The organism is Microcoleus sp. B9-D4, from assembly GCF_036705105.1.
In the GTDB taxonomy this organism is placed as follows: domain Bacteria; phylum Cyanobacteriota; class Cyanobacteriia; order Cyanobacteriales; family Microcoleaceae; genus Microcoleus.
In genome coordinates, this window is sequence record NZ_JAUBTS010000017.1 from 27,667 (window position 1) to 49,693 (window position 22,027).

The following is a 22,027-nucleotide window of genomic DNA, read 5'->3' on the forward strand; positions in this document are numbered from 1 at the left end:
AGCTGAAGTCCTCTCAAGAGGACTATTAGTCAATATTTCAGTCGGTTTCAACCGACTTTCGCTATCAGCCAGGGAATTCATTCCCAGGCGGGCTCTGGAAGCATCCATCAACTGCTGAGTCCAAGTTAGGGGGAGAATGCGGTCGTTTAGAGACACTTGGCGGCCTTGTTTGATTATCGAAGATGGCGGTACAGATTGAGCCAAAAACCTATATTCCGACAGGGGTTTCAACCCCTGTCTCATAGCTGAAGTCCTCTCAAGAGGACTATTAGTCAATATTTCAGTCGGTTTCAACCGACTTTCGCTATCAGCCAGGGAATGAATTCCCTGGCGGGCTATCGAAGCATGAATCAACCCAGCCCTCTCCCCCTCTTGTGCTCTTGCGGGTTGAGTCCCCACTAAAGACGGGGCGATCGCCAGTACGGGTAAAATCGAGACTGACAATATTAGACGCCAATAGAAAAAATTACGTTTCACAGCTTACAACTCACAATTTCACTTCTAAACACATGGGTATCTAGAAACCGGGAATCTCCCTATCTTTATTCTTACTCAACGGCACTAATTGCCCTCAAGCCCTGCGAAAAACTGCTCACCCCGGAATAGAAATCACAAACTCCGAACCCTGCCCCAAAGAAGAATTCACGAGTAACGTACCTCCATGTTTTTCCACAACAATTTGGTGGGCTATAGACAATCCCAATCCGGTTCCTTGACCCACAGGCTTGGTTGTAAATAAGTGGTTAAAGATGTTTTCCTTGACTTCGACTGACATCCCCACTCCATTATCCTTAATGCGAATCAAAACCTGATTGTTGTCTTCGCTCAGAACAGTTTGAACCGTTATTTGATTAGCTAGGGCTTTAATTTCACTAAAACTGCGCCCCTTATTTGACTCCTCCAGAGCATCAATGGCATTGGCCAGTACATTCATAAATACCTGGTTTAACTGTCCGGGAAAGCATTTCACTAGGGGCAAGTTACCATACTCTTTCACAACTTCAATGGCCGGGCGGAACTCGCTGGCTTTTAAACGGTGCTTGAGAATTAGCAGAGTGCTTTCAAGTCCATCATGAATATTGAAAGAAACTGGTCGATCGCTATCCGCCCTAGAAAACGTTCTCAAACTTGTACTGATATTGCGAATGCGCTCGACTCCCTCCTTCATCGAGCCAATCAATTTGGGCAAATCTTCTCGCAAATACTCCAAGTCCATATCTTCAATTTCTGCTTCTATTTCTCCTCCCGGATGGGGAAATTTTTCTTGATACAAATCAATCAAATTGAATAAATCCCCCACGTAGTCTTGAGCTGGTTGCAAGTTGCCGGCGATAAAGCCTACGGGATTGTTAATTTCGTGGGCTACCCCTGCGACTAAATTTCCCAAAGCAGACATCTTTTCTCCCTGCACCAATTGCAGTTGCATCTGTTTGAGATCCTGGATAGACTGCTCCAGTTTTTGGGCATAATCCTGAGATTTTTGATAAAGCTGTTGAGATTGCTGATATAAGCGGGCGTTTTCCAGCGAGATGGCAGCTTGGGAGCAGAGGATATTGAGGAGGGCGACGCGATCGCCAGTGAATGCCCCCGTCGTCAGATTATTTTCCAAATACAGAATAGCCATCATTTTGCCTTGATGGATAATCGGAGTACATAGGATACTCTTAGGTTGGTGCTGCTTAATATAGGGGTCAGAAGTAAATATTAATTCAGTCTTGACATCATCGAAAACTAGGGTTTTATTGCTACGTTTAACGTAATTAATCACAGTCTGGGGAATTGATTCGCTCTCCTCAATCCCAATAGTTTCTTGCAGAAGACAGCCTTGGCGATCGCTACAGTGGACGGCGATAGTCCAGTTGTCCTCTTCTTTCAAAATTAATACTCCTGTTTGAGCGCCTGCATTCTGAATCGCTACTTCCATCAGGGTAGTGAGCAATTGTTCCAGCTTAATTTCGCTAGACAAAGCTTGATAAGCTTTGATAACAGTTGGTAAATCTATTACTGTGGTACTCGTACTTCCAGCAATTGTTTGGCGATGACTAGAAATCAATGAAGTCTCATGGGAGGTAGTACCTTTCTCTAACGAACCAGCTTTCTCCTGTTTGAAGATAGGAGCCAGAATTTCGGGATAGCGTTGTTCTAGATCGTCGATTTTTGCTTTCGCTCCCCAACGAGCATAAGCATAGTAAGCATCTATTAGATATACCTGGGCAACTTTTTCTTTCCCCCATGCCAGGTAGAATTTAGCAGCCAATTCATTCGCCAGAGCTTCTTCGTTGAGATAATCGTTTTCTTTAGCAAGAAAAATGGCGCGATCGTAACTCTGCATCGCCTGCACATATTCACCCAGCACTCGGAACAGTTCGGCTTCCACTAGATAACATTTGTGCGAGAAATTCATGGGGGCGTGATGTGCCCATTTATGAAGGGTTTCCTGGTTGCTTTTCACTTTTTGCAGATGTTCTTGTTTCTCTTGGGATGAACCCACCTCGGTACAAACTCCCAGCCGTGCTAGAGAGTCATAAAAATAGAACATCGGCACATTGAGCATACCCGTCACCGCGTCTAAATACTGTTCGGCTTGCCGAGCATTTTCTAAAGCTTGCTCGGTTTCTCCAAACAGGTAACACACAAGCAATTTATGGAAGTAAAAATAGTGGAGTCCGTTGCGATCGTTTGCTTGGATGTGAAATGGGAGCATTGTTTCTTCATTGTAGGCATCTCCCACAAATTGACAGGGATTTTCCGATCGCCCCAGCAGATTTAATAAAGCCTGATGAACGATTTTAGTATAATTTAACGCTGCTTCTTGTTTAAATTGAACCAGCGCATTGCAGTAAGTCGCCACCTCCTGTTCGAGTCCCGCAATTTCCCGACCGATTAAATATGAATATTGAGAGATTTCTTTGGCAGAATATCCTAATTCTAGCTCTCCTGTTTCCAGTCCTCTGGCGTAACCCTCTTTTAAAAGAGGGATGGTTTCTTTAACATGATGTTTACCATGTATGATGTGAACGCCGACTGTATAATATACTTTAGTTTTGAGATAATTAGCATTAAATAAATCAACAATATTTAACGCTAATTTTCCAAATTCAAACCCTGTTTCAATGTCTTGAACTACCCCGCTTAATACCAATCCATACAAGCCGTAAGCAAAAGCAGATAAGGGAGCATTCCCATAACTAACCGACAAATTAACCATTTCGACAATAACCAGTGGCAGGAGAAGTGGAGCCGTGATGTAGGCAGGAGAAACTAAACCTGATAAAATTCGCAAGGCTGCTTGTTTTTGGAGATTTTCCATTTCTGGCAAATCAATAAAGTCGGCAATTTTTTTGCCAGCAAAAAGTGAGGCGGTTTGTTCTAGTCCCTGCTGAATATCTGCCGGAGTTGGATTTTCTGGAAAGCAGATTCCCAAGAGTTTGAGAACTGCTAACCCCATTTCAACGGCTTGTTTGGGTTTGACTTGCGCCGTACAAGCAGAAAGCTCGATTTCATAAACTTTCACCTTATCCAGCAGCGTTCTGGCATTGTGGAGGACTAGAGCTGCTAATTCCTCCATGTCCTGAAAATCATAGCTCAGGTATGCGGTTTCTGCCCCTAATACGTGCAGTTCGAGAGCTGTTTCATAGTGAGTATGCCAACTATCGGAAGCTAGGATTTGCCGGCCAAAACTTAAATATTTGCGTGCCGCAGCATAAGCAGTAGAACTCTTCGCCTTGCGTCCAGCGATTAAATTCAACTCAGCCAGTTGGTAACGCTCTGTTGGCTCGGTAATTAAATCAACACCATAATTCAACTGGTTGACTATATTAAAAATTTTCTCTTCTCTTTCTGTTGTTGGAGTATTAATCAACAAAAGTTGACCAATATTGAGGTGAGTGGATTGTTTCTGGGATTCGGGAATCAAAACGTAAGCTGCTTGCTGTACGCGATCGTGCAGAAATTTGTAATAACAGGAGTCGGGAGTCTGGAACCACGAGTCAGAAGTATTGCTTTCTCCTTCTAAATCCTGATTTCTGAATTCAAACTCGTCTGAAGTAAAAAACTTATAAACTTCAGTCAGTGGGAGAATCAACCCTGCTTGCAAAGCAGGCCACAAGTTTGCTGCCGTCTCGGACGAAGATTTTTCACAAACTACCGCCAGTGTTGCTAAATCGAATTCGTTGCCTATGCAGGCAGCTAACTTTAAAACTTCTTGCGTATCGGGTGGCAACTTTTGCAATTGAAGCGCCATGAACTCTACAACATCATCTGTCAGGGCTAAGGTTCGCACTGTCGCGATATCGCACTGCCAATACCTCTCGTCAAAATCAAAGGTAATTAGCCCATCTTCATGCAAAGATTTGAGGAATTGTGTGCTGAAAAATGGATTGCCTTGGGTTTTTTGATCGACCAGTTCTGTTAAGGGCAGAGCCAATGTTGTAGAACAAGCTAAGGTATCGGCAATCAGACAATTCAACTCCGAGCGATCGAGCGGCGCGAGGGTAATGGTGTTGACAGTGGCTCCGGTTTGTTGAATGTCGGATAATGTCAGCACCAAAGGGTGTACGGGACTGACTTCGTTATCTCGATACGCTCCAATTAACAAGAGATACCGCCGATCGCGATCGCTCGTCAAAAGTTGAATCAACTTTAATGAGGCTGAGTCTGCCCATTGCAAGTCATCTAAGAAAATGACGAGGGGATGTTCTTTGGTTGTGAAGAGTTTAATGAACTTCTCTAATAAGCGATTGAAGCGATTTTGGGCAGCACTGCCCGAAAGTTCTGGTGCGGGTGGTTGCTCTCCGATAATCCGTTCTAGTTCAGGAATTACCTCAACGATTACCTGAGCATTCTCGCCCAATGCTGCCAGGATTTGAGTCTTCCATTGTTCAACTTTAGCATCTGTTTCGCTCAGCAATTGCTTCATTAAATCGCGAAAAGCTTGTACAAAAGCTGAGAAGGGTTGGCTGCGTCCAAATTGGTCGAATTTGCCTTTAATGAAGTAGCCTCTAGCTGCGACAATCGGTTTGTGAACTTCGTTGACGACGGCGGTTTTGCCAATACCTGAGAAGCCAGCCACGAGCATCATTTCGGCGCTTCCTGCACTCACGCGATCGAAGGCTGCCAGTAGGGAGAATACTTCCCTCTCTCTACCATATAATTTTTCGGGAATGATGAAGCGATCGCACAAATCTCGCTCCCCTATTTTAAAGTTAGTCAGCGCTCCTGTCTCTTGCCACTGGAATAAACAAGTTTCCAAATCAAACTTGAGTCCTAGAGCACTTTGATACCTATCTTCAGCATTCTTCGCCATCAGTTTGCTAACAATTTCAGACAGCACCAAGGGAACGCTTTTGTTAAGGTGATGGACTGGAATAGGCTGCTTGGCAAGGTGACAGTGTACTAACTCTATCGGATCTTCGCTTTGGAAAGGCAACTGTCTCGTCAGCAGTTCGTAGAATGTAACTCCCAGAGAGTAGAAATCTGTGCGGTAATCAATGCCTCGGTTCATTCGCCCAGTTTGTTCGGGAGATATGTAAGGTAAAGTGCCTTCAAGGAGGTTGGGATTTTGAATTTCTTGGGTTTGGCGCGGCAACAGGGAAGCGATGCTGAAGTCAATCAGCTTCACTTGTTTGCTGACAGGGTTAATTAAAATGTTCGCCGGTTTGAGGTCTTTATGGATGACGTGGTGGCGATAAAGTCCATCGAGCGAGTTGGCAATTTGAATGGCAATGGGAAGAAACTCGTTAATGGGCAACCCTTCCAGAGGTTCCTTGCTGGCGAACACCAGACTAGCGAGGTAGCTACTTAAGGAAATTCCGCCAAAGTCTTCCATCACCAGAGCATAGTGGTTATGGTAAGTCTCCAGGCTGTATGCCTTGACAGTGCCGGGGATCTCTAAGTTTTTAGTAATGACAAACTGATTGCGGAAGTGAACCAGTTCGTGGAAGCGAGGAAAGTCATTTCGCAGCAGTTTGATCACTACGGGCTGCTGATCGGAAGACCGACGGCCACGATAAACTAGAGTTCGATTGCCTGCGTATATTTGCTCGTTAATCTGATATCCTCGAAAAATATTTGTTATGCTAGCCATACCTACCTATTCCTACTGTTTCTGTCAAGCCAGAAGCTTTTTAGAGTTAATATAGCGCTTCTCAAGCGTTGTGAGGTATGGGGGCGAGTCCTATGCCCACGGAGGCCTATGCCTTATGCCCTATGCCCACGGAGCCCTATGAGCACCTCATGTTACCGAGAAAGGCTATAGCTTAAATGTCAAGCCTGACAAGGACTTGATTGGCATTTTGACATATTTGTTCAATTGATTTTACTGCTTTAACTATTGATTTAGCATAGTAAGTAACGAAGAACCCTGATTTGAAAAGCGATCTCGGAGTTTACGGTCAACGTTACGGCATCGAAGCAATGTTTAAAGACTGTAAAACAGGAGGATATAATCTGGAGGGTTGTCAAGCATCACCCGATCACTTGATTGCCAAGCATGATTTTAATTGCTTTAGCTATGACGGGAGCCTGGTTACAGGGAAAAAAAACCAATTTTCAGGGACAAAAGAAATATGTTGGTCGGATTCAAGAGATAGGTAAAACTAGAAGAAGATCTAGCAACTTTTGGGTTGGTTTGTATGATAACACTTGGCTAATCGCTGTTGACTCTTGTCAGGAGTGGGTAGAGTCCATACAGAGTTTAATTCGCAATAAAAAGTCATTTTATCAGAAGGGATTGAGAGCCATAAAGCGAATGCGGGCAAGCACTTTAGCCTCGTTGTCACCCTCTGAAGAAATACAGCCTCCCGAACGCCCCCAAAAGCGGGGAAGTTCCGTTTCAGCTTGGGTCGGCTTTTTTGAAGCTTTGCGATCGCAAGCGGCAAAGATATGCCAGCAGCAATTGTTCCAGAAGGTGAAGTGCCAGCTTGCTAAGTTCTTCGCCCCAAACTTCGTTGTAGAACCAAGCCAAAGGCTCGCAGTCTGAATAGTAAGTAATGGGTGCGATCGCGTGCTGTGTAACCCTTTAATAATTTACTAGCGAGTTTTACTTGCTGGCGATTGAAAAAACTTCTGCTTGGGGGTGAAAAGAAACCGGGAAAAAGCCTCCTTCGCGCATCTCTTGAATACTCTCTTTAACCGCCTGAATAATGCGATCGATGTCTTCATTAGTGTGAGCGGTGGAGAGAAAGCAGCTACGACCTTCAGATATGAAAATACGCTTTTCGAGTAAGTGAAAAAGTAGCGGATCTATCTCAACCGAGGCAACAGCGCGAAATTGCGAGCCGAAATTTACAAGCCAGACAGAGACTTCATTTTCTTTGAAATAAGCATTCAGGGTTTCAACTAGCTGCGAAGTTCGCTGATTCAACTGCTGCTGAAGGGCCGGGCCTTGACTTTTAAGATAGCGCAGTACGGAACGCGCAGCGGCCAGAGCAAGTGGGTGCTTGCAAAAAGTGCCGGCAAAAATTGTTGTTTTTACCTGGGGGTAGGAATCATCGCCGTAGTTCCACAAACCGCCGTCAATTTTATCCATATAAGCAGCTTTTCCAGCGATAACTCCAATGGGCATACCGCCCCCGACAATTTTACCGTAAGTTGCAATATCTGCCTCAATGCCAAACCACGCCTGCGCGCCACCTTGATGAATTCGGAAACCAGTGACCATTTCATCAAAAATCAGCGCAATTTCTGATTCTTTTGTTAATTGTCTGAGTTGGTGGAGAAATTCTTTAGGTTGCAAATCGAGACGGCGGCTTTGCACCGGCTCCACGAGAACCGCCGCTAATTCGTGCTGATGAGCTTTGATAATTTCCAGGGAGTCAGGGCTTCCGTAATCCAAAACTAAAACATCTTCAATAAAATTAGCGAGAATTCCTGGCGCTTTTGGAATGGTGCATAAATCGCCATTTATCTTTTTTACAACGGCGAGAGTTCCGTCAAAATGACCGTGATAAGAACCCGAAAACAAAGCAATTTTATTGCGTTTAGTTGCCGCTCTAGCTAATCGTAAAGCTGCCATCACTGCTTCGGTGCCGGTATTAGAAAAAGCGACGCGCTCCATCCCCGTCAGTTCGCAGATTAATTCCGCAACTTCTCCGGCAAGGTCTGCTTGTGGGCCAATTTGTACGCCGCGATCGAGTTGCTCTAATAGGGCTTCTTTAATAAAGGGCGGATTATGGCCGAAAAGATTGATGCCAAATCCCATTGTGATATCGATGTATTCGTTGCCATCAACATCCCACATTTTAGAGCCAAGCGATCGCTCGGCGACAATGGGATAAAACATCTCCTTGACGGGAAAGCGAAACCCATCTGAAGCCCGATTGTCAGCCAGAACCGGACGGTATTTTTGCGCGAAATTCTTAGAGGTTTTTGTGCGATCGGTGTAGCGATCTATGAGCGCTTTCATGTGTCTTTGGTGCAATTGTTCGTTCATTTTGAATTCTCCAGAGATTGAGCTAGGTAGGGGCGCAATGCTTTGCGCCCTTACAGGTTTTAATTGCGGCTACCTATCAAGCCAGAATCGGCGAGATAGGAAAAGTAAGTGCGAAACAGATTCGCATCCGCTTGGGGACAGGTGATGTCAGTGGTAGCAAGTCCATCTAGCGTATTTTGGCAATCGAAATGTAGCGTTCCTGATTGTGGCATTTCCGCTTCAGAAACTTTTTCGGAAAAAAGACCGACTAGCGGGTACAAAGCATGATCGGGAGAATATCCAGCGCGATTGATTATTTCTGCTTGCCAAGCCTCAGAAGAAACTCGTTTGATTGGATAACCCATTGAGCCAATCCAGCCAAGCAATTCACTCATTTGAAAGGACTGAGTGTTGACTAAATGAAAAGTTTTTCCGAGAAATTCTTTTTGCCTCGAAAGATGAACGATCGCTCGGCTCACATAGTCAACAGGCGCTACGTTCATCAGCTTATCACCATCGGGCGCACATCCAAGTTGCACGCAACCAGCGATTAACCTGTACAGTAAGTCACTGGGATTGCAGGCCCCTGTTTGGCTGTCCCCAGAAATGCGACCTGGCCTGTAAATGCTAACAGGAATTCCGCGATCGCGCGCGACCTCTACTAACTTTTCTGCCACCCACTTAGTCTGAGTGTAAGCGCCTTTTAGACCCTCTCCCGGAGTGAGGTCATCCTCCTCTCGCACCACCTTAATCCCAGATTCTCCCATTGCCGAGAAAACGGAAATCGTAGAAATTAAATGGACTGGTTTTAGCTTACTTTGACTTGCCAATCTCAGAACTTCCTGCGTCCCCAAAACGTTAGCGGGTTTGAGAACCGAGTAGGGATAAGTAAACTTGACAAACGCGCCATTGTGGTAAATGACATCAATTTTACTGGCTAAAACTCCGAACTGCTCCTCGGAAAGCCCAAAAAGTGGTTGAGACAAATCTCCAGCAATTGGGATAATGCGATCGCTGCTGCTTTCATCCCAAATTAAATAGGATTCAAGGCTGCTTTGAATCCGCTTTTTGCCTGATTCTGCATCGGCAGAACGGACTAGGCAATAAATTTCTGCTTGAGTTTGTTGCAAGAGGTCGCGGAGTAAAAAGGCTCCCAAAAAGCCCGTCGCCCCTGTTAAAAGAATGCAAGCTGGTTCAGTTTTTGGCTCGCTCAATGGAGTTGCAGGGCGAATTGCCGGATCTAAAACAACTTCAGCATTAATATCGAAATTCGAGGGGCGATCGCCCGCTGTGTTGCCCCCTTGTTGCATTTCGATTTTTTCAGCTAAACCAGCTACAGTAGGAGCTTCAAACAAAACGCGCAAAGGCAATTCCACCTGAAAAGATTCTCGCACTTTGGCTAACAACTGAGTAATCAGTAATGAGTGTCCCCCCAAGTCAAAGAAATTGTCGTGAATTCCTACCTTTTTAAGGTTGAGAAGCTGGCTCCAAATTCCGGCAAGAATCTCCTCACCGGGAGTGCGAGGGCCTACAAACGTATCTGTAAAATTCGCTGCTATGGACGGTGCAGGAAGCGCTTGACGGTCTATTTTGCCATTGGGAGTCAGTGGCAGCGCTTTCAGAACCACAAAAGCAGAAGGTATCATGTATTCGGGCAGCTTTTCTTTGAGGAATGAACGCAGGCTTTCAATTAGTTGTGAGTCCTGAATGCTGGGTTTTGAGTGAGAAACAATATAGGCGACTAAACGCTGATTTCCCGGTTCATTTTCTTGAAGTAAAACGGCGGCCTCGCGTACAGAGGGATGATGAGACAGCCCCGCCTCAATTTCCCCTAATTCAATGCGGAAACCTCGCAGCTTTACTTGGCGATCGACGCGATCAATAAATTCTATATTTCCGTCTGGCAAATAGCGAGCTAAGTCGCCAGTTTTGTAAAGTCGAGTTTCCGGTTCCTGAGTCAATGACTTGCAAATGAATTTTTCTGCTGTGAGTTCTGGTTGGTTTAGATAGCCGCGAGCCAATCCCGCCCCAGCAATATATAATTCACCGGCTACCCCTACAGGAACCGGCTGCAAGTGCGAATCGAGCAAATAAATCTGCGTGTTGGGTAGCGGGCGACCTAAAGGAACTGTCTGGGAAATGCGATCGCCCTGCATTTTTACCTGATAAGTCAGCACGCCTACAGTTGTTTCTGTCGGCCCGTAATGGTTGAAGATCGAGCAGTCTGGATTGTATTTCTGAATTGTTTCAATTAAATTCCACATCAAAGGCTCACCGCCGAGAATTAATCGCTTTTTCGGTAATATTTGCGAGGCGTTATCAGCGCTCAACAAAGCTTTTAAGTGAGAGGGAACAATTTTAAGACAATCGATAGAATGTTGCTGAAAATAAGCGGCCATTGCTTGAGTATCTGTTGCGCGTTCTTGAGAGATGATGTGCAGGCATCCACCCGAACACAAAGCGGGAAAAATAACAGTGTGTCCTAAGTCTGCTGCGAAGGTAGAAACGGTGGCATAATTTGCACCTGATGGCAGGTTTAATTTTTCCTGAATTCCGTGCAGGTAATTGAGCAGTTGCCGGTGTTCAATGGCGACTCCTTTGGGGGTGCCGGTGGAACCGGATGTATAGATAATGTAAGCTAAATTTTCACCAGAAGCAGAGACGAAAGTAGTAGGAGAAAAAGAGGGAATGTCTGTATCTAAGCAGACGATCTGTGCCTTAGTTTCCGGCAAATTTTTGATGAGATGCTGTTGGGTTAACAGCACTGGAGTCTGAGCGTTTTGCAACATCAATGCTAGGCGCTCTTTGGGCATGGCTGGGTCGAGTGGTAGGTACGCGCCACCTGCTTTGAGGATGCCTAGAATTCCAGCGATCGCCTCTAAAGAGCGATCGACGCAAAGGCCGACAATCACCTCTGGCTTGACACCTAATTGCTGCAAGTAATGGGCGATTTGGTTAGCGCGGGCGTTGAGTTCGCTGTAGGTAATTTGCTGATTTTCACAAACAGCAGCTATACTGTTGGGCGATCGCTCTGCTTGTTCTTCAAAAAGCTGGTGAACGCACTTATCGAGCGGGTAATCTGCTTTGGTGCTGTTGAATTCTAGTAATAACTGATGTCGGGCGCGATCGCTCAGCATTTCGAGCTTGCCGATCGCGGTTTGTGGGTTACTGGCTACACTTTGCACCAAGGCGTAAAATTGCTCTGCCAAGCACCGGATACTGTTGTCTGCAAGGAAGATAGGATCGTAATGAAACTCAGCGGCGAGCGAGTCATTTTGGCGGTGGCAAGAGAGTTTAACTTTGAAGCGATCGCAGCACGCATACTGCTTGTAAATCGAAAAAAATACGCCACTAGCCGAATGCTTTTCGAGTTGTTCCTCAAACTCGAAACCAAATGGAAAGCCGGAAGAGTTGCCTAGATATTCGTGGGAAAAATATTCTTGATACTTGTATGCTTCGCGTTCTTCCTGCTGAATTTGCTGCAAGCTTTCCGCGAAGGAAAAGTTTTCTGTTAGTTGGCTCGACAGCGGTAAAAATTTGGCAAACAGCCCAAGCGCTGGCTCTAGTTCTTCGTATTTTCGACCGTCGAATGCCACGCCAACAGCGATCTCTGATTGGCCAATCAGCCGCCAGAGCAAAATTTTCCAGCAAGCGAGCAAGAATGTAGAAAGTGAGGTGTTGTACTGGCTGGCGATCGCTTCCACTTGAACCAGCAAAGCTAACTCTAATTTGACCTCAAAAGCTTGGGGAGTAAATTGAGCTGGCGCGTTAATTAATCTATTTTCAAACGGCAACCTTAAACTCGCTAGCGCTGAAAAATTATGCCCAGTCCAGTATTCTTTGCCCTCCGCCGCTTCCTCATCTTCTAGCAATTCATTTTGCCATTCGGAAAATTGAATGTATTGCACAACTTCATCGGTAATTTCTTCGCCGTGAAGGCAGGCGGCATAGCACTGGCTGATTTCTTGAACCAGATTTTTTAGTGTGCGACTATCGGCGCACAGTGCGGGCAAACTAACCAGTAAAATATGCCTTTCAGATGAAAGTGTAATTAAAGACAAGTGCCAAACAGGATTGCGATCGAAGTTGAATAAAGCGCTCTTTTCTTGCTGAAAAATCTCTTCTAGTTTGGCTTCTTGCTCCTGGGGATTTACTTCACTTAAGTTAACCCACTTCCACGAAACAGAGCTATGTTCGGAGATAACTTGTATAGGAATTTTTAGCCCTGCCTTTCCCTGAAAGCTTGTGCGGATAATTTCGTGGCGATCGCTAACTTTTTCTAAAGCTTTCTTGAGGTTATCAGTTTGAAGACTTCCCTCGATCGAAATAGCGGATTGAATGCGATAAGCAGCGCTGTCTTGCTGCAAAAGCCACAGATATTTTTGCTGGGGTGAAAGCCGAAATCCATTAATTGTTTGCATTGTTCCTCTTTATCAAAGCACTACTTTATTCTCGTTACCTTTGCCTGGAAGAGATGATATTATGCCCGATCGATTGACCATAATATCCCGGCCGGGCGGGTTTTTGAGATTGTCAATTATTGGCAGATATTGTTGGTGAACCCGCCCCTACAGGAATCAGGCTAATCGACCGGACATGATATGAGAGGGAATTAAATCTCTGCTTCACCGATCATTTCGCCCATCGCTACAACAATTTTTCGCGAACCGATAAATGGATTGCGACTGTGAGCGGCAAGCATATTATCTAGCATTAAGATGTCTCCTGCTTGCCAGGGAAAACTAACAGCAGCTTGCGCGTACACTGCCTGAATTTCTTCCATTACTGAGTCTTCAATAGGAGTGCCGTCACCGTAATAAACATTGCGGGGGAGGTTCTCTTCTCCAAAAACAGAGAGCAAGGAAGCGCGGGTTGCCGCATCTAAGCAGGAAATGTGATGCAAGGGAAGTTGATTGAAAAATACCATCTCTTTGGTTTTTGGGTGCTTGGCAATTGCGGGGCGAATTTTGCGAGTTCTCAAATTATTTCCTGCTTTCCACTCAAATTCCATCCCAGCTTGTCGGCAGTATTCTTCAACCACGGATTTGTCTTCTGTTTGGAAAAAATCTTTCCAGCTTACATCCAGTCCGTCTGTGTAGTTACGGACGTACATAATTTGCTTTTGGGCAAATTTTTCTCTGAGTTTCGGGTCTAACAACTGGTAAATTTTACGGCAGTCAACAATGGGCGTTTCTCCGCCTTGTTGCGCTGGCTGAACGCAGAAAAACCAGATTTTCATCGGCCAGCGGTGCAGGTGCGAACTCTCGCTGTGAAATAAGATAGCTTTATCTGCTGGGTAAGGAGTTGAACCGTAAACTTTTCCGCTAACTCCTTCGCGTGGCAAATCCCCGTACTCCCCAAATAATTCCGAACAAATTGAGAGTGCAAACTGCTCGAATGCGGCAACCACAGGGCCGGTGAACCCTCGAAAAAGAATCCCTCCATGCTGTAGCAATTTTGCCTCTATAAATTCGCGGTTATTTTTCGCCCAGTCTGCGATATCGACATCGGCTACTGCGGGTTTTGCTAATAAAGGAAAGAGTTCGTCGGGGTGCAGGTAGTCGGTTGTTATCAATTCGCCTTGCGGCAATGCCACTGGCTTCGGCTTGACGCTTTTGAACTTACTAAAATTGCTTTTTTCACGCTTTAATTCTTGCATGGCTTGTTTCTGTTTCTGGGCTTCTGTGAGTATTTCTAAAGTGTTTAAACGACTGTCAGGCTGCGCTACAATGCTGCCGAGGAGGGTTTCAAAGCGATTTGACATTTGAGCGATCGTCTCTCTGTCAAATAGGTCGGAATTATACTTCCAACTGCCGACAATTCCTGTCTCTTTTTCCGAGACAAATAGCGCCAAATCAAATTTAGCCGTACCGCTATCAACTGCAACCGGCATTAAAGTTAAACCCGCCATTTCTAAATTCGGCATAGGCGCATTTTGCATGACGAATAAAACTTGAAAGAGCGGTGTTTGACTCAGGGTGCGATCGGGTCGCAATTCCTCAACCAATTTGTCGAAGGGCAAATCTTGGTGAGTGTAAGCTTTTAATGTCACTTCGCGCACGCGATCGAGCAGTTGGCGAAATGTAGGATTGCCGCGCATATCGGTTCGCAAGACGAGGATATTGACAAAGAAACCAATTAAAGCTTCTGTCTCAACTTGTGTGCGGTTTGCTAGGTCAGTACCGACGACAATATCTTCTTGATTTGTGTAGCGATAAAGCAGCGTTTGGAGTGCTGCCAACAATGTCATAAATAAGGTGACATTTTGTTGCCGACTGAGTGCGTTTAGCGCTTCTGAAACTTGCCAATCAAGCTGAAATTCTTGAATCTCAGCTCGATCGCTAGAAACAGCAGAACGCGGTTGTTTGGCTGGCAATTGCAGCGGGGGCAAAATTTGACCCAACTGCTGCTTCCAGTCAGCGAGTTTTGCTTCGAGAACTTCGCCTTGCAGCCAATTTGTTTGCCAAACAGCATAGTCTGCGTACTGTACAGAAAGTTCGGGTAGGGGAGAAGGTTTGCCACTGCTGAAAGCTTCATAAAGCGCCGCCACTTCCCGCACCAGTACCCCCATCGACCAGCCATCAGCTACGATGTGGTGTACTGTCACTAACAGCAGGTATTCTGTCTCGTCAAGATGTAACAATGTGACGCGCAGTAACGGCCATTTTGTTAGGTCAAAAGGCTGTCGCGCTTCTTCAGCGGCAAGTCGCATTGCCTCGGCTTCTCGTTCAGCTTGCGATAACTCTCTTAAGTTTACGATCGCCAATGTGAAATTTAAAGATGAAATAATAACCTGAGCGGGTCGTCCTTCCACCGAGTTAAAAGTTGTCCGCAATGCTTCGTGTCGCTTGATAATCTCCTGAAAAGTTTGCTCTAGAACCGCTACATTTAGCGCCCCCTTCAAGCGCACGGCTGCTGGGATATTATAGGCAGGATTTCCCGGCTGCAATTGGTCGAGAAACCACAGTCGTTGTTGTGCAAAAGAAAGGGGTAATTCTCCCAGCCTTGACGCAGGCTTGATGGGGGGTGCTTTCAGTTTTTGCGAGGCGCGATATTGCAAGAGGCTTTCGGTAACAGTGGCGACGGTAGGGGATTCAAAAAGAGAGCGCAAGGGCAGTTCAACTTGAAAAGCTTCTCGCAGGCGAGAAATCGCCTGAGTAGCCAGCAATGAATGACCTCCCAATTCAAAGAAGTTATCGTGAATTCCCACTCGCTCTAAACCGAGAACTTCCGCCCAAATTTCTGCAATTAATTGCTCGTCGGGAGTTCGAGGCTCGGTAAAATTGCTCTCGAATTCGGCTGTGTTTGTGTCAGGTGCTCTTAGCGATCGCCGATCGATTTTTCCGTTAGGCGTTAAAGGAAGCGACTCCAATAAAACAAACGCTGAGGGAATCATGTACTGCGGCAATTTTTGTTTCAGGTAAGAGCGCAAATCATTAATAAGTTCTGAGTCTTGAGTTTTGAGTGCTGAGTTAGCAACGATATAAGCTACTAAACGCTTGTCGCCCGGATTGTCTTCTCGAACCAGTGCGATCGCTTCTCGCACGGCTGGGTATTGGCTGAGTACCGCTTCAATTTCGCCTAATTCAATGCGAAATCCGCGAACTTTCACTTGGTGGTCGCTGCGCCCCATAAATTCAATGTTTCCATCGGGGAGATAGCGAGCCAAGTCCCCGGTTTTATAGAGGCGTTCTGAAAGAATAAACGATGAAGAATTAAGGATGAATGAAGCATGAATTGGGTCTTCTACAAAGGGGTTAGGAATAAACTTCTCTGCGGTCAGTTCCGGTCGGTTTAGGTAGCCTCTAGATAAGCCGGCACCGCCGATGTGCAGTTCGCCAAAAACGCCAACGGGAACCGGCATTAAATAGCGGTCTAATATGAAAATTTGAGTGTTAGCGATCGGGCGACCGATGGAAACTGATTCATCTTTGCGATCGACCTGATTGAGAGTAGACCAGATAGTGGTTTCTGTAGGGCCGTATAAATTCCACACAGAAGCGCCGCGCAAAAGCAACTGATTGGCGAGTTGTCGGGGTAAAGCTTCTCCCCCGCACAGTATTTTTAATTGATTGTTTTCCTGCCATCCTGCTGCTAAAAGCATTTTCCAACTGGCTGGAGTAGCTTGCATGAATGTCGCGCCAGAATTTGTTAATGTTTCTAAAAGCTTTTCGCCGTTAGATGCCACTTCTCGGCTGGCTACAACAACCTGAGAACCTGTTGTAATAGGCAGGAACAGTTCCAGCGCTGCAATGTCAAAAGATAAGGATGTTACTGCTAGCCAAACATCTCCGTCTGCGATCGCAAGTTGTTGGCGCATAGAACTCAAGAAGTTAACGGCAGAGGCGTGGGAAATTTGCACTCCTTTGGGTTTACCTGTTGAGCCTGAAGTATAGATGACATAGGCTAAATTGGAGGAATTTTGTAAACCCACGAGTGGCTCGTCGCAGCTCGATAGGCCTTCCGAATCTGCATCCAGAAACACGATGGAGGCGCTATTTCTTGGCAGGGTTTCTAATAGCTTTTTCTGAGTGAGTAACACGGAAATTTTCGCGTCTTCCAGCATGAATCCCAGGCGCTCTGGTGGATACGCTGGATCGAGGGGGACATAAGCGCCACCGGCTTTGAGAATGCCGAGAAGCCCTACAATCATTTCTAGGGAACGCTCGACATAAATCCCCACCAAAAATTCTGGTTTGACACCGATTTTTTGCAAGTAACTTGCGAGGTTATTTGCTTTTTTGTTCAGTTCCCGGTAAGTCAGACATTCATTTTCAAAGACGACAGCGATCGCATCCGGTGTCAGTTTTGCCTGGGCTTCAAATAGTTGATGTATGCACTTATCTTGCGGAAAATTCGAGTGAGTATTGTTCCACTCGAATAGTAGTTGCTGCTGTTCAGGTTTCGTCAACATTGGCAAACTTGAAAGGCGCTGTTCGGGATTAGCAGCTATACTTTCTAGTAAGGTTATAAAATGTCCGCCTATCCGCCGTGCAGTGCTAGCGTCAAACAAATCTTGGCTGTACTCAAGCGTTCCATTAATACCCTCTAATCCTTCCTCCAGGTCAAGCGCTAAATCAAATCTCGCCGTTTTTCGTTCTATTTCCAAACTGCTCAACGTAACTCCAGGCAATTTTATCTGCGGCGTCCGAACATTTCGCAGAGAAAACAATACCTGAAATAGGGGATTATGACTTAAATCTCGTTCGTGGTGTATGATTTCTACCAGTTTCTCGAATGGCAAATCCTGGTGGTTATAGGCGCCGAGAGCTACTTCTCGCATACGACCCAGTAACTCTTTAAAAGTCGGGTTGCTAGACAGATTAGTGCGGAAAACTAAGGTGTTAGCAAATAAGCCAATTAATTCCTCGATTTCGCGTCGGTTGCGGTTAGCAATTGGGGAGCCGACTAAAATATCTTCTTGCCCGGTGTAGCGATAGAGCAATGTTTTAAACGCTGCCAGTAGGGTCATAAATAAAGTCGCTTTTTCCCGCTGGCTTAATTGGGCGATTTCCTCTGCGATCGCCTTGGGAATGGTGAATTTATGCACCGCACCTCGGAAGGTTTGTACTGCCGAGCGGGGACGATCAGTTGGCAAATTTAGTACAGGGAGATTGCCTCCAAGCTGTTTTTTCCAGTAAGCAAGCTGCGTCTCTAAAACTTCTCCCTGCAACCACTGGCGCTGCCAACTTGCAAAGTCTGCGTACTGTACCGACAGTTCGGGAAGGGGAGAAGGTTTGCCAGTGCAAAAGGCTTGATAAAACCTGGCGAGTTCCTGGATGAATATTCCCATTGACCAGGCATCGAAAATGATGTGGTGCGTACTCAATAGCAGCACCCAGTTTGAATCGCTCAAGTGCAGCAATTTGGCACGCAATAAGGGTGCTTGTGATAGGTCGAAAGCAAGCTTTGCTTCTGCGGCGATTAACCGTTCTACTTCGCGAGATCGTTCAGTTTCAGGAAGACCTCGCAAATCTATTTCTACAATTTTCAATTCCAGATTTGAAGCGATCGCCTGAACGGGTTGCCCGTTTATTGTCTTAAAAGCCGTTCGCAACACTTCATGACGCTTGACAAGTTCGTTGAGACTGCGATCGAGGGATCTCGCGTCGAGTGTTCCCGTCAAACGCACGCCGGCGAGGATGTGATAGGTAAAGTTGCCGGGAGTTAGTTGCTCAAAAAACCACAACCGCTGTTGAGCAAACGACAGAGGGAAAGTGTTAGACTCTCGACTTTGAGGCAGAATTCTTTCTAGCGAAACGCTTTCTTTTTTCTGGTTGAGTCGCTGCAACAGCAACTCGCGCTTTTGGGGAGAAAGAGTCGCGATGCGTTCGATTAAATCACTCATTTTCTGACTCCTTGCTGGGCGATAATTTCCTGAATTTCTGTTTCTGATAGTTGATCGATGTCTGCTAACACCCTCGCTAGCATTTCACTGTCTGTTTGTTCGGCTTGCTTTTGCGCGATCGCTACAGCAAAATCGGCGACAGTGGCCGACTCAAATAAACGGTGCAAAGGCAACTCGACCTGAAATGCTTGGCGCACTCTGGAAATTACTTGAGTTGCTAATAAGGAATGCCCTCCTAATTCAAAAAAGTTGTCGTAAATGCCGACTTTTTCAAGTTTGAGAACTTCAGCCCAGATAGCGGCTAAAACTTCCTCGATATTTGTGCGAGGCGCGACAAAGTTTCCTGTCAACTCCGGTCGCATTTCATCAGGTGCGGGCAGGGATCGTCGGTCTACTTTTCCGTTAGAAGTTAAAGGAAAACTTTTGAGGATCACAAAAGCAGAAGGCACCATGTACTCCGGCAATTTTGAGGTTAAGAAATTGCGAATTTCCTTGTGGGTAGGTGCTTGTTTCTGATTAGAAACAAAATAAGCCACGAGACGCTTTTCACCAGGCGCATCTTCCCGCGCCACCACTACAGCCTGCGCGATATCTGGATGTTGCCCCAGCACCGCCTCAATTTCTCCCAATTCAATGCGGAAACCGCGAATTTTTACTTGGTCGTCAATTCGCCCGATAAATTCGATGTTTCCGTCGGGCAAATAGCGAGCCAAGTCGCCGGTTTTGTACAGTCGCGTCTTTGCTTGCGTGTCAAAGGGATTGGGAATAAATTTTTCTGCGGTTAATTCAGGGCGGTTAAGATATCCGCGCGCCAAATTATCACCGCCGATGTACAGTTCACCAGGTACGCCTATGGGCACCGACTGCAAGTAAGAATCCAAGATATAAATCTGAGTGTTGGCAATCGGAAGACCGAGGGGAACTGTGTCAAAATCGCACCCAATTTTATCAAATTCGACTTGATAAGTCAGGACACCTACAGTTGTTTCTGTTGGCCCGTAGTGATTGAATACTGAGCAACTGGGAGCAAGATTGCGAAGTGTTTTAATTAAGCTCCAGTTGGCAGATTCACCTCCTAAAATAAGCCGTTTACCAGGCAAAATTGACTTGGGTTGAGAGGAATTTAAAAAGGCGGCTAGGTGAGAGGGAACTATTTTGAGGCAGTCGATGGGATTGCGGCTGAAATATTCACCCAGTGCCTCTGGATCGGTGGCGCGTTCTTGGGAGATAATATGCAAGCAACCCCCGAAACAAAGGGCGGGGAAAATCGCCGTATTTCCTAAGTCGGCGGCGAAGGTGGAAACGGTGGCAAAACTGGCATTTGCTGGCAGGTTTAATTTTTCCTGAATGCTGTGCAGGTAATTGAGCAGTTGCCGGTGTTCGATCGCTACTCCTTTGGGAATGCCAGTGGAACCGGAAGTATAGATGACGTAAGCTAAATTGTCTGTAGAAACACGGGGCGTGTAAGATGCAGAAACAGTGGGAATGTCTGTATCGATGCAAACAATATTTGCCTGAGTTTTCGGCAAGCTTTCGATGAGCCGCTGTTGTACGAGCAAAACCTTCACCTGAGCGTCTTCTAGCATTAGCGCTTTACGCTCTATTGGGGTCGTTGGATCGATCGGTAAATACGCGGCACCGGCTTTGAGTACGCCCAGCATTCCTACGATTGCCTGTAGGGGCGGTGCCCCCGTGCCCGCCCCCCTTTCAACGCAAATGCCAACAACGACCTCTGGTTCAACTCCCAAGTTTTGCAGGTGATGGGCGAGTTGATTGGCGCGATCGTTGAGTTCTCGGTAGGTGATTTTTTCACTTTCAAAGACGACGGCAATGCTGTCTGGGTGGCGTTCTGCTTGTTCTTCAAAAAGCTGATGAACGCATTTATTTTTCGGGTAATCTTTTTGAGTTTGGTTAAAGTCAATGAGAAGTTTCAGCCGATCGCGATCGCTGAGTATGTCTAGCTGACTGATAGCGACTTCTGGATTTTTGACTGTGCTTTCTAAAAGCGCCTGAAAGTGTTCTGACAAGCGCTTTATATCTGCCGCAGCAAATAAAGCGGAATCATAGTGAAATTCAGCGCTTAGGGAATTGCACAGGCGAAGGCAGGAGAGCTTGATTTTGAATGGCTCTAGGCAGGCATCTTGCCGAACAAGGGAAAATGAAACGTCTGAATTACCATAGTTCTTAGGCTCACCTTGGAACTCAAAGCAGACGGGCCAAAAGCTGCTGGTTTTTTCGTTTTCTAAGATTTCTTCCCTGCTAAAATATTCTTGCCAGTTGTACATCTCGTTGAGATTAAGCTCAACTTGCTGCCTCACTTGTGAGAAATTTAACTCGTCTTGCACTGGGCATCGTAGGGGTAAGTATTTGCACAGCAGCCCCAGAGAGTGTTCTAATTCTTCATATTTTCTGCCGTCAATCGCTACGCCGATTATCGGGTTTGGATCTCTGGTAAGCCGCCAAATGAGAATTTGCCAGCAAGTTAGCAGGAAGGTAGAAATATCGCTTTTGTGCTTTGGGGCGATCGCTTCTAGGCTGTTCAACAAATCACCCCGAATTTCCACCCTTTCTACTAGCGGCTTAAATTCCGCTTCTGAATTCTTCTTTTCCGAAGGAAGCGTTAATAAATCCCAAGATTCAATGTTCAGCTTTCGCCAGTATTCTTTGCCAATTGCCGTTTCTTCTGATTCGAGTAGCTCATTTTGCCACTCAGCAATATCGGCATATTGCATTGACTCATCAGAGAAATCTTCCCCGCACGCGCAGGCCCAGTAGCAAAGACTGAGTTCGCGGGTGAAATTTTTCAGGGTGACGCTATCTGCAATTAAGGCAGAGAAGTTCGCCAGCAATAGGTGCTTGTCTTGGGCGAGAGTGACTAAAGAGATCTGCCAAAGTGGGCCGCGCTCAAAATCAAAAGGAAGCAGGTTTAGTTGCTGAAAAAGCGCTGCGATTTTAGCTTCTTGTTCTTTTGAAGACAAACCGCTCAGATTGTGTTCCGAGATCGGAACTTCACCAGTGCTGGCGATCGCTTGCAGGGGTAGTGTCATCCCAGGCAAGCAGTGAAAGCTAGTCCGCAGGATTTCGTGCCGATTCACGACATTTTGCAGCGCACTTTTAAGAATCTCTCGATCGAGATTTCCGGTAATTAAAATTGCACCTCGAACGCGATAAGTCTGTTGGCTTTTATTTTGCTGTAACCCCCACAGATGCCGTTGCTGTGGAGAGAGTCTAAACCCTTCGATTGTTTCGTTTTGCATTTCTAAAGTTCC

General features: G+C 45.9%; 6 protein-coding genes and 1 pseudogene. 1 reads left to right on the plus strand and 6 read right to left on the minus strand.

Features of this window, described 5'->3' with window-relative positions; all coding sequences use genetic code 11:
- Positions 1-477 (minus strand): annotated as a pseudogene (locus QUB24_RS12840) (phosphodiester glycosidase family protein); the annotation flags it as partial.
- Positions 478-592: 115 nt separating this feature from the next.
- Positions 593-6,085 (minus strand): AAA family ATPase, encoded by a 5,493-nt coding sequence (locus QUB24_RS12845; protein ID WP_333153536.1) that lies wholly within the window; start codon positions 6,083-6,085, stop codon positions 593-595.
- 426 nt (positions 6,086-6,511) lie between these two features.
- On the opposite strand from QUB24_RS12845, the gene QUB24_RS12850 reads away from it, so the two are divergent.
- Positions 6,512-6,979: a hypothetical protein gene (locus QUB24_RS12850; RefSeq protein WP_333153537.1), complete on the plus strand. Its 468-nt coding sequence runs from the start codon at positions 6,512-6,514 to the stop codon at positions 6,977-6,979.
- Between the two features lie 60 nt (positions 6,980-7,039).
- Here the strand turns inward: QUB24_RS12850 and QUB24_RS12855 are convergent, their stop codons facing one another.
- The 4 genes from QUB24_RS12855 to QUB24_RS12870 all read right to left on the minus strand — a co-directional run bounded on the left by QUB24_RS12855 (position 7,040) and on the right by QUB24_RS12870 (position 22,015).
- Entirely contained in the window at positions 7,040-8,431 is a 1,392-nt protein-coding gene (locus QUB24_RS12855) for an aspartate aminotransferase family protein (protein ID WP_333153538.1), read from the minus strand.
- Positions 8,432-8,490: 59 nt separating this feature from the next.
- Positions 8,491-12,831, minus strand: a complete 4,341-nt coding sequence (locus QUB24_RS12860) for an amino acid adenylation domain-containing protein (RefSeq protein ID WP_333153539.1) — start codon at positions 12,829-12,831, stop codon at positions 8,491-8,493.
- A 191-nt stretch (positions 12,832-13,022) separates the two neighbouring features.
- Positions 13,023-18,758, minus strand: a complete 5,736-nt coding sequence (locus QUB24_RS12865) for an amino acid adenylation domain-containing protein (RefSeq protein ID WP_333153540.1) — start codon at positions 18,756-18,758, stop codon at positions 13,023-13,025.
- The gene (locus QUB24_RS12870) at positions 18,755-22,015 is read right to left on the minus strand and encodes an amino acid adenylation domain-containing protein (protein WP_333153541.1); all 3,261 of its coding nucleotides are present in this window, start codon (positions 22,013-22,015) and stop codon (positions 18,755-18,757) included. Before QUB24_RS12870 ends, QUB24_RS12865 begins: the two co-directional genes overlap by 4 nt.
- Between the last annotated feature and the right edge of the window lie 12 nt (positions 22,016-22,027).